Source organism: Polaromonas sp. P3_A5 (assembly GCF_056403055.1).
The window spans coordinates 212296-225156 of record NZ_JBFUGF010000001.1 but is presented as its reverse complement, the minus strand read 5'-3'; the positions used below and the strand labels follow the sequence as shown (position 1 = coordinate 225156).

Annotated in this window: 13 protein-coding genes; 7 read left to right on the top strand and 6 right to left on the bottom strand. The window is 61.5% G+C overall.

Annotation, left to right across the window (positions count from 1 at the left end; genetic code table 11):
• Positions 1–53: 53 nt before the first annotated feature.
• Genes queA through AC1DU8_RS01120 form a run of 6 tightly spaced genes read left to right on the top strand, consistent with a single transcriptional unit; the run spans position 54 to position 6750 of the window.
• Positions 54–1115 (top strand): tRNA preQ1(34) S-adenosylmethionine ribosyltransferase-isomerase QueA, encoded by a 1062-nt coding sequence (queA, locus tag AC1DU8_RS01145; protein ID WP_457281438.1) that lies wholly within the window; start codon positions 54–56, stop codon positions 1113–1115.
• A 31-nt stretch (positions 1116–1146) separates the two neighbouring features.
• Complete coding sequence (gene tgt, locus AC1DU8_RS01140) at positions 1147–2310, top strand: tRNA guanosine(34) transglycosylase Tgt (protein WP_457281439.1); 1164 nt, start codon at positions 1147–1149, stop codon at positions 2308–2310.
• A gap of 3 nt (positions 2311–2313) precedes the next feature.
• Positions 2314–3546 (top strand): glycosyltransferase family 9 protein, encoded by a 1233-nt coding sequence (locus tag AC1DU8_RS01135; RefSeq protein ID WP_477689533.1) that lies wholly within the window; start codon positions 2314–2316, stop codon positions 3544–3546.
• Positions 3547–3556: 10 nt separating this feature from the next.
• Positions 3557–4096, top strand: a complete 540-nt coding sequence (locus AC1DU8_RS01130; RefSeq protein WP_457281441.1) for a GtrA family protein — start codon at positions 3557–3559, stop codon at positions 4094–4096.
• Positions 4083–5882, top strand: coding sequence for an ArnT family glycosyltransferase (locus AC1DU8_RS01125; protein WP_477689532.1), 1800 nt, complete (start codon positions 4083–4085; stop codon positions 5880–5882). Before AC1DU8_RS01130 ends, AC1DU8_RS01125 begins: the two co-directional genes overlap by 14 nt.
• Before the next feature lie 55 nt (positions 5883–5937).
• Positions 5938–6750: a YiiX/YebB-like N1pC/P60 family cysteine hydrolase gene (locus AC1DU8_RS01120; protein ID WP_457281443.1), complete on the top strand. Its 813-nt coding sequence runs from the start codon at positions 5938–5940 to the stop codon at positions 6748–6750.
• A gap of 47 nt (positions 6751–6797) precedes the next feature.
• On the opposite strand, the gene AC1DU8_RS01115 is transcribed toward AC1DU8_RS01120, so the two are convergent.
• Positions 6798–7271, bottom strand: a complete 474-nt coding sequence (locus AC1DU8_RS01115) for a hypothetical protein (protein ID WP_457281444.1) — start codon at positions 7269–7271, stop codon at positions 6798–6800.
• 253 nt (positions 7272–7524) lie between these two features.
• Here AC1DU8_RS01115 and AC1DU8_RS01110 point away from each other — a divergent pair, with 253 nt between their 5' ends.
• Entirely contained in the window at positions 7525–8529 is a 1005-nt protein-coding gene (locus tag AC1DU8_RS01110; RefSeq protein ID WP_457281445.1) for an aldo/keto reductase, read from the top strand.
• 47 nt (positions 8530–8576) lie between these two features.
• Here AC1DU8_RS01110 and AC1DU8_RS01105 read toward each other — a convergent pair whose 3' ends face one another.
• The 5 genes from AC1DU8_RS01105 to AC1DU8_RS01085 are packed head-to-tail and all read right to left on the bottom strand — an operon-like array spanning position 8577 to position 12836.
• Entirely contained in the window at positions 8577–9995 is a 1419-nt protein-coding gene (locus AC1DU8_RS01105; protein WP_477726361.1) for an FAD-binding oxidoreductase, read from the bottom strand.
• Positions 9995–11023, bottom strand: coding sequence for a serine endopeptidase (locus AC1DU8_RS01100; RefSeq protein ID WP_457281447.1), 1029 nt, complete (start codon positions 11021–11023; stop codon positions 9995–9997). The genes AC1DU8_RS01105 and AC1DU8_RS01100 overlap by 1 nt, the downstream gene beginning before the upstream one ends.
• A 30-nt stretch (positions 11024–11053) precedes the next feature.
• Positions 11054–11869: a DUF2145 domain-containing protein gene (locus AC1DU8_RS01095; protein ID WP_477689530.1), complete on the bottom strand. Its 816-nt coding sequence runs from the start codon at positions 11867–11869 to the stop codon at positions 11054–11056.
• 13 nt (positions 11870–11882) lie between these two features.
• Positions 11883–12341, bottom strand: coding sequence for a hypothetical protein (locus AC1DU8_RS01090; protein ID WP_477689529.1), 459 nt, complete (start codon positions 12339–12341; stop codon positions 11883–11885).
• Between the two features lie 30 nt (positions 12342–12371).
• Positions 12372–12836, bottom strand: a complete 465-nt coding sequence (locus tag AC1DU8_RS01085; protein ID WP_457281450.1) for a YiaA/YiaB family inner membrane protein — start codon at positions 12834–12836, stop codon at positions 12372–12374.
• Positions 12837–12861 lie beyond the last annotated feature (25 nt).

The following is a 12861-nucleotide window of genomic DNA, read 5'->3' as shown; positions in this document are numbered from 1 at the left end:
TGGCGCAGCGCGGGCGGCACACTCGGGCGCATCCAACTGCGGTTTCTAGGTTTATGAAGCCCCATTTCACCCTCAGCGATTTTGATTTCACGCTGCCCGAAGAACTCATTGCCCAACACCCTGCCGCCCAGCGCAGCGGCTCGCGCCTGCTTGACGGGCGTGAAGACCTGCCAGTGGACCGGCGGTTCACCGAACTCCCCGGCCTGTTGCTGCCGGGCGACCTGCTGGTGTTCAACGACACCAAAGTCGTCAAAGCCCGCCTCTTCGGCCAGAAAGCCAGCGGCGGCAAACTGGAACTACTGATCGAACGCGTGCTGTCGCCCCATGCGGATGCCGGCCATGAAGTCGCCGCCCACATGAAGGTCAGCAAAAAACCCCTGCCGGGCGCGGTGCTGCAAATGGACGGTGGCTTCACCGCCACGCTGCTGGGCCGCTGGCCCGAGGAAAGCGGACCTCTGTATCGTTTCCGCCTGAGCAGTGACCCCTATGCGCTGATGGCGCAGCATGGCCACGTACCGCTGCCGCCCTACATTACCCATACCGACTCCGCGGACGACGAGCAGCGCTACCAGACGGTGTTTGCCAAAAACCCGGGCGCCGTGGCCGCGCCCACCGCGGCACTGCACTTCGATGAAGCCATATTGGCGCAGCTCGAAGCGCGCGGCATCCAGCGCGCGAGCGTGACGCTGCATGTGGGTGCCGGCACCTTCCAGCCCGTCAAGGCCGAAAACATTGCAGACCACACCATGCATTTCGAGCGTTTTGAGGTCCCTTTGGCCACGCAGCAAGCCATTGCCGCGTGCAAGGCGCGTGGTGGCCGCGTGGTGGCCGTGGGCACCACCACTGTCCGGGCGCTGGAGTCGCACGCCAAATTCGGCCCCGACTGCAACGACACCAACATCTTCATCACCCCGGGCTTTGAATTTGCCGTGGTTGACCTGCTGCTGACCAACTTTCACCTGCCCAAAAGCACGCTGATGATGCTGGTCAGCGCGTTTTCGGGCTACGAACACATCATGGCGCTGTACCGGCATGCGATTGCCGGGCGATACCGCTTTTTCAGCTATGGCGATGCCATGCTGCTGGCCCGTAAAACCCCTCTGGCAGGCGCCTGATACACCCCTATACACCTGCGACAATCCCAAGATGCTCGAATTTGAAGTTCTGAAGACCGACGCCCCGGCCGGCGAAGGGGCCGGCGCCTACCTCGGCTCCTACGCCCGGCGCGGCAAACTGACGCTCAACCACGGTGTGGTGCAAACCCCCATCTTCATGCCGGTCGGCACCTATGGCACGGTCAAGGGCGTGATGCCGCAGTCGCTGCACGACATGGGCGCGCAAATCATCCTGGGCAACACCTTCCATCTCTGGATGCGGCCCGGCCTGGACGTGATGCAGCAGTTCGGCGGCCTGCACAAGTTTGAAAGCTGGAACAAGCCCATCCTGACCGACAGCGGCGGCTTCCAGGTCTGGTCGCTGGGCGAGATGCGCAAGATTTCCGAGGAAGGTGTGAAGTTCGCCTCGCCCGTGAACGGCGACAAGCTGTTTTTGACCCCCGAGATCTCGATGCAGATCCAGACGGTGCTTAACAGCGACATCGTGATGCAATTCGACGAATGCACGCCTTACGACACCAAGGGCCACATCACCACCGAAAGCGAAGCGCGCAGCTCGATGGAGCTGAGCCTGCGCTGGGCCGGCCGCTGCATTGCCGAATTCAAAAAACTGGAGAACCCCAACGCACTCTTCGGCATCGTGCAGGGCGGCATGTTTGAAAACCTGCGCCAGGAATCGCTCGATGCCCTGGTCGAGCTGGATCTGCCCGGTTACGCCATAGGCGGCGTGAGTGTGGGCGAACCCAAGGAAGAAATGCAGCGCATCATGGCGCACACGCCGCATCGCCTGCCGACGAACAAACCGCGCTACCTGATGGGCGTGGGCACGCCTGAAGACCTGGTCGAGGGCGTGGCCGCCGGCGTCGATATGTTCGACTGCGTCATGCCGACCCGCAATGCGCGCAACGGCCACATGTTCACGCGTTTCGGTGACCTGAAGATCCGCAATGCGCGCTACAAGACCGAAGACCAGCCGGTCGACGCGACCTGCGGCTGCTACACCTGCAAGAACTTCTCGCGTGCCTATATGCACCACCTGGACCGCTGCGGCGAGATGCTGGGCCCCATGCTGTCGAGCATCCACAATCTGCATTACTACCTGAACCTGATGCAGGAAGTCCGCGACGCACTGGACGCCGGCCGTTTTGGTGAATTCACCGCGCAGTTCCACGCCGACAGGCAGCGTGGCGTTTAAACGATGAACATCGACCTGCAACGCTGGATTGACCGCTGGGTTGGCATACCGCTGTGCGCAGCGGTATCGGGCGTCGATGCCGTACTGCGGCAATTCCGCTCCGGCGCCGACCCCGCGCCGCGCGCCATCGTGGTCATTTTGCTGTCGGAGATGGGCAGCCTGGTGTTGGCCCACGACATGTTCGCACGCCTGAAGCAGCGGTATCCCGACGCGCCGCTGCATGCCCTGCTCTTCGGCAAGAACCGCGAAATCCTCGACCTCATGCAGGTGGTGGACCCGGCCAACGTGCACACGGTGGACGACAAGTCGCTGGGCGGCCTGCTGTCCAGCCTGTGGAAGGCGATTGGCGAGCTGCGGCGCGCGAATGTTGACGTGGCGATTGACTGCGAGCTGTTCTCGCGGATCAGCAGCCTGCTGTCGTATGCCAGCGGCGCGCGCATCCGCGTGGGCTTTCACCGCCACACGCAGGAAGGCCTGTACCGCGGTTCGCACATCAACCGACCCGTTCCCTACAACCCCTACCAGCACATCAGCGCGCAGTTTCTGACGCTGGCGCGCGCGATTGATTCCACGGCCGTTCCCAAGTCCAAACTGCCCGCGAATCTGGCCGCGGCAGGCACCGGAAAACCACCGCCGCACGTACAGCTGGATGCGGCGCTGGTGCCAGGCATCCGGACGCGATTGGCTCAGGACTTTCCCGCGATTGCCGGCAAGCCTCTCGTGCTGGTCTACCCGGGCGGGGGCATCTTGCCGATACGCGCCTGGCCATTGGCTTCCTACACCGCCTTGTGTGAAGGCCTGGTGGCCGACGGCTGCGCCGTGGCCGTGATCGGCCTGAAAGACGACCAGGCACTGGCGCAGCAGCTGGTGGCCAATGTGCAGGCTGCCTTCCCGGGCAGCCCCGTGATTGACCTGACTGGCTATACGCGATCCATTTCCGAACTGCTGGCGCTCTTTCATGTGGCAAGCCTGTTGGTCACCAACGACGGCGGGCCTGGGCAGTTCGCGGCGCTCACGCCCATCTGGACACTGATGCTGTTTGGCCCCGAGACCCCGGGCCTGTATGCGCCGCTTACACCGCAGTGCCATTCCTTTTACAGCCGGTGGCCGTGTTCGCCTTGCCTCACTGCCTATAACCACCGCTCGTCCTATTGCGACGGCGACAACCAGTGCCTCAAGGTCATTGCGCCCGAAGCCGTACTGGCCAAGGCGCGCGAGTGCCTGGCAACGCCCTGACCTCATTCCGATGACAACACTCCGATCCATAGCAGAGGCTCTTGTCAGCCGCCTGCCTGAGCGCCTGCAACCCATGGCGCGCTGGCGCTTCATCAAGTTCGGCGTGGTGGGCGCCAGCGGCACGGTGGTGAATGTCGCCGTGCTGTATGTTGCCCAGGAATTCCTGTTCAGCCACATTGCCGACTTCCATTCACGGCTGAACTACTCCATCGCGCTGGCCATCACGGTCGCCACCATCAGCAACTTTTACTGGAACCGGCGGCTGACCTGGCGCGACCGCAAGCATGAGGTGCACCACTCGGCACTTTTCCTTTTTTCAAAGTACGTGATGGCGGCTGGCCTGGCCATCGTGCTGCAGTCTCTACTGACCAAATGGCTGGCGCTGTACATGCACTATCTGCTGGCCAATGTGCTGGCGATTGTCTTGTCCAGCGTGTGTAATTTTGTGGCCAATGACCGCATGACATTTCGCCGCCGGCGCGCGAAAATCGTGGCCCCTGATGCCGATGGCGCTGCGCCGCCATCCACCGATATCCATGACAAGTCTTGAGTCCCTGAAAAACCGCGTCCCGGCCCACCGCATCTGGATAGCGCTGGCGCTGCTGGTCGCGCTGGCTTACCTGTTTGGCCTTGCCGGTGACCACATTCCGCGAAATGGCGATGAGCTGGTCTATGCCCATATCGCCCGGCTGACGGCTGCGACCGGCAAGTGGCTTCCGCTGGTCAGCTCCTACGATTTCATGCGCAACACCAAGCCACCCGTGCTGTTTTGGCAGGCGATGGTCGCCGGCGGATGGGGCGGGCACTGGACGCTGCTCAACCTGCGCCTGCCGAGTGTGGTCTATACGTGGGCAATTTCGCTCATGGTCGGGCTGCTGACCTGGAAGATCGTTCGCAACACGGCTACCGGCACTGTCGCTGAAGAGTCGGTCAGCCATGCCGCTTCAACCGATAGCAGCCGCCATGCCCTGACGATGGGCGCCATCGCGACCATCGTGTACCTGTCGTTCTTCAGCACCTACCGCTATGGCAGGCCCTACCTCACCAGTGCACCCGAAACTTTTTGGCTGTTTGGCGTGTTGTTTGCCGTTGCCTGGGCGCCGGCAAAGTTGCTGGCCTCTCGCTGGAAATTTCCATTGCTCGCCGGCTTAGCCGTCGGCATAGGCTGCCTCTACAAATCGTTTGTCATGGTGGTGCCGGTCGGGTTCGGCCTGGCCTTGTGTTACCAGATGCTGGGTGCGCAAAAAGCCCCTTGGGCAATTTCCCGGCCCGGCATCGTCGCCGACGGCATCAAGGTCACAGCCATCTGCGTGCTGGCACTTGCAATCTTCGGATTGTGGTTTGCCATCGACCCGCAACCAGGAGAAGTCTGGCGCGAGTTCGTCGTCGGCGAAAACGCCGGCAAGATGAACTCGTCCAAGGGCTACTTCGCCATCGCGTTCAGCGGCAGCAGCGGCGTGTTGACGATATTGACGGGTTACTTCTCCAACGCCCTTTTCCTGCTACCCGTCGCCGTGGGCTGCTTTGTGGCGGCGTGGCGCGCCTGGCGGCAGCGCAAGGGCACTGGCAAGACCATCAGCGATGCAGAAAAAACCATGTGGCTCTGGATGCTGGCCTTTGCGCTGGTGTTCATGGTGCCCACCCAGCGCTCCACCCGCTACCTGATCCCCGCCATGCCCGCGCTGGCCGTACTGATCGCGTTGTACTGGGAGCGCATCTCGCGTATCTGGTTCAGCCTGACCTTGCTGATCTGCCTGGGCGGCGCGCTGGCCATGGGACTGATCGGCTTTGGCGGGGTGCGGGCTACACAGAATGCCGGACTGTACTCATCGCTCTACTGGCTCTTTATTGGGGCTCTGGCCGTGGCCTGTATTGCGGGCATGATCAGACGTGAGCTGACGCGCCCGGTCGCTGCGCTGAGCAGCTTCGCCGTACTCTTTGCGCTGGCATGGGTGACCCTGCCCTTCAATGGCGACATGGGCCACTTCCGACCCGAGACCGACGCATTGCTCAAAGGCCAGTCCGTGTCGGTGCCGAGCAACTTCAACGGGCACTTTGAGCGCTACGAGTTCATCATTCCGGGTGCCAAAATCGTTCCCTACTTTGCCGCGCAACCGGTGGACTACGAGGACGTGAATGCCCTGTTCAAGAACACGCGCTACGCCCTGGTGCAGCGCCGTGCCGGGCAAAAGCCCTGCGACGGTTGCCGCATCATCGACCAGCGCTGGGACCTGCGCTCACGGCAGGACGAAAAAGAAGGCACGCTGGGCGCGTTCAAGTCGCCCGAAACCTTCTGGTACGCCCGAGAATACCTGGTCGAGCGCGCCGCGCCCTGAGCGCCCGCTGCTTGTTTTGTTCATTCCAACCCCGTATTTGACTGGAGCCCTGCGCATGCCGAAAACCTCACCGCAGGCCACGATGGCCCGACTGCTGTCCCTGGTGACTGTCCTGGGCAGCTTGCTCCTTGCGCTTGGCGGCTGCGCCACGGCCATCAAGCCGCATGCGGAGACGGGTGCGCCTATGCTGGGTTTTCAGAACATGGCCCTGAACCCGGGCAATGGTGGAGAGCTGATCAGGCCCGACGTCCTGCTACCGGGCGACATCATCCTCACCGCTGAAAACGGCATCAACTCGGTGGGCATTCGCCTGATCACGCTATCGCCGGTCAGCCATGCTGCGATATATATGGGCAACCGGCAGATCGCTGAAGCCGTGGGCTCAGGTATTCGCGTGCGCAGCGTGGACGCGCTGCTCAATGATGAGGCGACGGTGGTGGCGTTTCGCCATCCCGACCTCACCGCCGAACAGGCCATCAAGATCAACACCTTCGCTGCCAGCCATGAAGGCAAGAAATACAACTATGTCGGCGTGATGCTGCAGGCGCCTTTCGCGCTGGAGCGCCGCATGTGCGAGCTGCCGCTGGTACCTTCCATGGTGCGCGACTTCTGTATTCGCGGCATCGCAGCCGTGCAGCTGGGGCTGGGTCGCAATGACCAGTTCTTCTGTTCGCAATTCATCCTGGAGGCCTACCGCAGCGCCGGCCTGCCGCTGACCGACGCCGACCCCCGGCTGATCAACCCCGGCGACCTGCTGCACATGCGGGAGGGCGATGTGCCCTCCATCATGATTCACAAGCCGCTGAGGTACGTGGGGCACCTCAAGGCGGCGCCCCAGATCGTCGCCGTCGAGCAGATGCAGCAGTAACCGGCGCCGCTGTTGCGGTCGTTATGGCGACGGCCATTTCAGTTGATTCAACCGCCGATGTGCATCGTGAACTGCGCGCCGTTGGAGAGCTTGCACTGCCCCGTCCCCATCGTTGACGAGTTCATCTGGTAGCGGCAACTGATATAGCTGCCCCGGCTGCCGGAGCCGTTGGCCACCCCTTCGCGCGTTGAAGAGCCTGCGATGCGCGTAGCTTCCCCGTTAAAGCTTTCACCGTTGATGTTGGTGGTGAAGGTGCCGCGCCCGTTCATGTCATTGGTCACCACCGCGCCCACCATGCCGTAGGCCTGGGCGGTGTCGTTCGCCGGGTACAGCCGCGCCGCAAAGGTCGTGCTTGCCGGCATGGCCGGTGTGACATACACCGTGGAGGAAACCGGCGGATGGCCGGGTTGGACCGGCACGACGTAGCAGCCCGTCAGGGCAGTGGCACCCAACACCGCAGCGGCCAAAGCCGTGCGACGCGTCAGGCGTGACAGGGAGAACAGGGAGGAATCGATCTTCATAAATAACCCGAAGGCCCAAGCACATGCTTGTAGAGGCAGTGTGGAGCGGAATGCCCTAAAAGTTTCGTTTAAAGATACAAGATCATTAAATTAGTACGATTAGCATCAAATAAGGATACCTCACCGAAAACCGACATATAAACAGCAGGTCTTCATGGCGGGGGCCGCAGTCACCAAATAGCCGACGTGCAGCGCAAAGATTCAGGCTCAGGCACCATCAGCGATCCTGCCCACTTTTTTTGCAAAGATGACCATGCAATACCGCCGCCTTGGAAACAGCAACCTCAAAGTCTCCGTCCTGTGCCTGGGCACCATGATGTTCGGCAAGCAGACGCCGTTTGAAGAAGCAGGCCGCATCGTGGCGTCGGCGCGCGAGCACGGGCTCAACTTCATCGACACGGCCGATGTCTACAACCAGGGCCAGTCCGAAAAAGACCTGGGCAAGCTGCTCGCGGGCCAGCGGAACCACTGGGTGTTGGCCAGCAAGCTGGGCAACCCTGTCAGTGAGGCCATCAATGAAGGCCACTACTCCCGCCGCTGGCTGGTGCAGGAAACGGAGGCCATCCTGGCCAGGTTGCAAACCGACTACCTGGACATTCTTTACCTGCATCGTGACTACCATGACGCCAACCTGGAGGAGGCGGTGCGTGCGCTGGGCGACCTGATCCGCGTGGGCAAGATCCGCAGCTTCGGCCTGTCCAATTTCAGGGGATGGCGCATTGCCGAGGTGGTGCACCTGTGCAAAGCGCTGGGCGTGCCGCAACCCGTGGTGTGCCAGCCGTACTACAACCTGCTCAACCGCGGCCCGGAGGTTGAAATCCTGCCGGCCTGCGGCCACTACGGCATGGGAGTGGTGCCTTACAGCCCGCTGGCGCGCGGCGTGCTGACCGGCAAGTACCCGCCAGGCCAGCCGCCGGCCGAAGGCACGCGCGCGGGCAGCGGCGACAAGCGCATCCTTGAGACCGAATTCCGCGAAGAGTCACTCGTTATCGCGCAGAAGATCAAGGCGCGCTGCGAAGCCCGGGGACAAGTGCCCGGCCAGTTCGCCGCAGCCTGGGTGCTGGCCAATCCACTGATCAGTTCGGTCATCGTCGGCCCGCGCACCCTGTCGCACCTGGAGGATGTGTATGGTGCGGTGGAACTTGTGCTGGACAAGGACGACGAAACCTTTATTGATGATCTGGTCGTGCCCGGCCACGCGTCCAGCCACGGCTACAACGACCCGGGTTACCCATTTTTTGGGCGGCCGATGGCCTGAGTCGAGGAACCTGCGGCTTCTGTCGGCCTTTCGGGAACGGCTTCACATCAGATCTGGTACTGCGACCACAAAGCATTCGTGAACCGCGACGCGCCAATATGCTCACGCAACTTGCTGAACCTTGGCGCCTGAGGGTAAGCACGAAGAAATTGTTCCTTTGTCGCGTGCAGCTGATACGGCAGGTAGTAGGTACCTTCATGTGCCAAGGCCAGATCGATCATTGAGCGAGTCCATTGCGCAGCGTGTCGCTGCGCATAGACCGACATGCCCTGCTTATAGTAAATCACGAAAGAAAATACATCTTGCCGCGCCCAAGCCATCAGTACCGCATGATCAGGCGGCGAGTGGCGTATTGAAACATTCACCGTTCCCGTAGGAATCGTTTGCAAGATGTCTGCCATCTTTCGCGCGAAGCTCGTGAAGTGGCGCTCCGGAACAAAATACTCTTGCAAAACATAAGTGGAAAAATCCCGGCTCGCTGGCTCCAGCTGCGCAACGTCAAGGCTGGCTTCATAATTGCGCCACACCACGGCCGGGGTATCTTCGATGGAAGTAGCGGCTTTTCCCCGGAGCAAAGCTCCGCCAGGCAACTCCGTCATGGCCCAGAAGAAAAATTTCTCTTTCGTGTAGGGGCGACCCGGCGGCGTCAGCCGCTCCTGGATGGTCAAGGGCTTGTCGGTGCGTGACCACGTGACGCAATGCGGATAGCCAAACCGGTCCGGGAATAAATCGGCGTTGTGCAACAACACGTTCGGGTCAGACTGGATCTTCTCGCGGAACCAGCCCGGATAGTCTTCAATGGAAATGCGGTTCGTTGATCTTTCTATGCGAAAGTTTTCATCGAGATTGAGTTCAATCTCCGTGACGACGCCAACCCCTCCATATCCGCCCATGGCGGCATGAAAAAGTTCTGAATTGATTTGCCTGCTGGCTTCAACCACCTCACCGTCAGGCAAAACGATCTGCAGGGCCCTGACGGAACGGCTCACAGGCCCGTGCCCGACATAACGCCCATGGCAATTCACCGACACCGAACCTCCCACCGTGAAACTGGCGTAGCTCTGCATGGTCTGGACCGCCAGCCCCTGCGGGTCGATGATTGTTTGCAAGTCGCGCCACCGCATACCGGCCTGGACTCTGGCGGTTCGTTTGGCAGGGTCGAATTTCACCACTGCATTCATGGAGCGCATATCCAGTTGCAGTCCGCCTTGAATTGCGGTTTGTCCACCCATGCTGAATCTGCCGCCGCCGACACTCACGCGGCCTTGCCATTTTTTTAAAGCCTGCCGGACATCATCGGACCCACGAATTTCCGCGATCCCGGCCACCGTCACAGAACTCAGATGCGTGACATTGCACACACTCAACGGATCGACCGGGCATTTCGCCTCGGCATTCAGTTGCGTCAGCGCAGCACCACCCGCGATTGCCGATAGCGCCCTCCTGCGCGATGGGTCAAAGCGCATTAGCTGGCACCGCAGGAATGGCAGAACCTGGCGAACGCGCTCTTGCGCGTGGAGCACTTCGCACAATGGTCGAACAGGCCAATGCCGCAGTGCGGACAGAAGTCAATCACCGGATTTTTCAGATCCACCACCCGCTCACAGCCCGGACACACGCCTTTGGAAAGCCTTGTCAGCGCCGTGTCGTAGCTCAGTTCCTCGCGGCGTTGCACGTTCGGCAGCTGCTCGATCAGCTTCTGCTTTTCCAGGTATCGGTTCAGCGAAACAATGGCCTGCCGGCCCACCAGCGCCGTGACGACAATGCCCACGATATAACGCACATAACCACCGTAGCTAGGCAGGTAAGGCACCAGCTCGACGAAGAAGGCAAACACAGCAAAGAAGATAAACCCCCACACAAAGGGCCAGTAAGTCGTCTCGCGCTTTTTCGCAAACAGCCAGCCGGCCGCCACCAGCAACGGGAGAGTCAGGGCCAGGCGATACAGAAAGACGCGCAGTTCCACACGCCGGTATTCGGCGTTGAGTTGCACCTGGGCAGCCTCTTCCATCTCCGCCAGCTTGCGGCGTTCGCGCGTCGCACCCTGCCGGGCATCCAGTGCCGCCTGCTGCTGAGCTTCTACAGCGACGCCCGCCGCGCGTTCACGGTCTTTCAGCCCGTCCAGCGCCCGCGTACGCGACAGCAACTCGGTGTCCTGTTCAGCCAGTTGCGTGGCACGCCGTGTAGACAGCCAGTTGTCGAAGGTTTCACGCGCTGCGGCCGAATCCGCCTGGGCTGCCCGGCGTTTAAGCTGGGCTTGCTCCAGCGCGGTTTGCGCGTCACGCTCGGCCCGCTCGGCCGTTTTGATGGTGCCGCGCAGCGCATTGCTGGCCGTGGCGTCCATGTAGTCGTCGACCGAGAGCTGCTTCTCGACTTTCGGCAAATCGCCGACCACCGTGCCACCCAAACCGATCAGGAAACCGGCAAACACCAAAGCCACCAGCCAGAGGCCGCGGTGCATCCATTTTTCCGTCAATCGCAAAGTGTTGGCCATGGTTATCTCCGTTTTCTGGAAAACAGGTTTTCACAGTTTGATGACCGTCACGGGCTTGCCGGGCACCGTCATTTGTGCGCGTTGCAGCCAGTCAAACACCGAATCCACCGTGACGGTCTCAATGCGGTCAGAAAACCGTTTGTCGTTGGGATGGTCGTCAAACGCGATATTCGCCGCGGTCACGCGCCCGCCCAGGCGGGTCAAAGGGCCCAGCTTGAGCGTGGTGGGCTCGTAGCCCTTGAATTGCAGCCAGGCCTGAGCCTTCTCACGTGTGGTCACCCCGGGTTCCATCGCGGCGGCCACGGTTTCAATCGCCCATTGGTTGGACTGCTGGTACTTGCGGCCCCACACGTAGCTCACGATGCTGTAAGGCTTGTGGTGCATGGCTGTCAACCGGCCCGGGTCTTGCAGCAGCGCCAGGAGGCGTGCCTGGACTTCCGGCGCAGGCGCCACCCAGGCGGCTTCGTAACGCCACGGGTCGTCCAGGAAAAACTCGCCCAGTCCCTGGCGATACACCGCTGAGTCGCCGGTGCCGCAGGTGTTGAGCTTGTGCACCACCCGCCAGGTTATGCCGCCCTGACCGTCGGGCAGCTGATAGGCCAGGCCCAGATGCGAATAGCGAATGCCGTACTTGCCCAGGTCTTGGCCTGCCCGCGCCAGCACCACCACCTTCTCGCCGCTGGCATTGAGCGACGCCAGCGTCTTCTCGGCCAGTGTCATGCCGCGCTCAACGGTCTGAGGGTTGGTCTTGCGCGCTTCGCAGGAACGCCCGGCATGGACAGTTGGGGTGGCGCCCAGGAAAAAAGCCGCCAGCAACAACGGCAGGAAGACTCGAGTGATTTTCATGGGGTACTCCGCCTTATTGGGTCAACCGCTCGTTGTGCAGCAACGCGCGGCCTAGCGCATTGGGAATAAAGGCAATGGCCTCTCCGGCCGCCGACAGCACCACCCCGGCGCTTACCACACTGACCACCACGGCGGTGCCGACGACCATGGAAACGCCGGCAACGCCCCGGCCGACCACCTCGATGCTGGCGCGGGCACCGTCGGAGGCGCGCTCCAGCACGTACACCGTTCCCCTTGCCGTGCTCTCCACCGTTTTGACCACCAGCACCGTACCGGCCGTAGACAAAACCACAGGCACAGCGACGACTGCACCCACCGCGGCGCTGGCCGTGACTACGACGGAGGCTACCGGCAGTGCCGAGACGGCACTGAGAGCGGAAGCCTCCGATTGGGCTTGCGCATTAAAAGATGCCGTAGCACCCGCCAATATTGCGCAAACAGCTATTAAATATGTAGCAAATGACTTTTTCATGATGCGTTCCAGAAGCAGAGGTGTTGTTACTTAGTCGCTGGCCGCGTGACCGCGGGGCCCGCGGCCCATACGGGCTTCGCTCAAGTCGGCTTCGTGCCGGTCGCGCAGGGTTTTGGCCAGGGTAAAGCTGCAGGTGATCAGGTAGAGCCAGCTCACGCCCAGGAAAGCCTTGTAGGTTTCATTGATCTCCATGCGCCACAAACCCCAGCCCGTCAGCGACATCGCCAGGAAGAAGCCACCCCACACCACCAGCTTGAACATCGGGGTGTCCGTCAGCCGGCCTTCGGCCCGGCTTTGCTCCTGGTCACGCACATACTTGGCCAGCACGAAAGCGGCCGACAGGCAGAAGAAATACCCCATGATCATGAAAGCGCGGTCCAGGTCCTTGCCGGGCAGCCAGGACAAGCCCACAGCGCAAAGGAAAACTGCAATCACGAACGAGGCCCACACCTGAACCTGCCAGGGTTTGGAGTCACGGTGTATCAGCGTCTGCATAAAAACCTTGCGGTTGTTGAGGTGC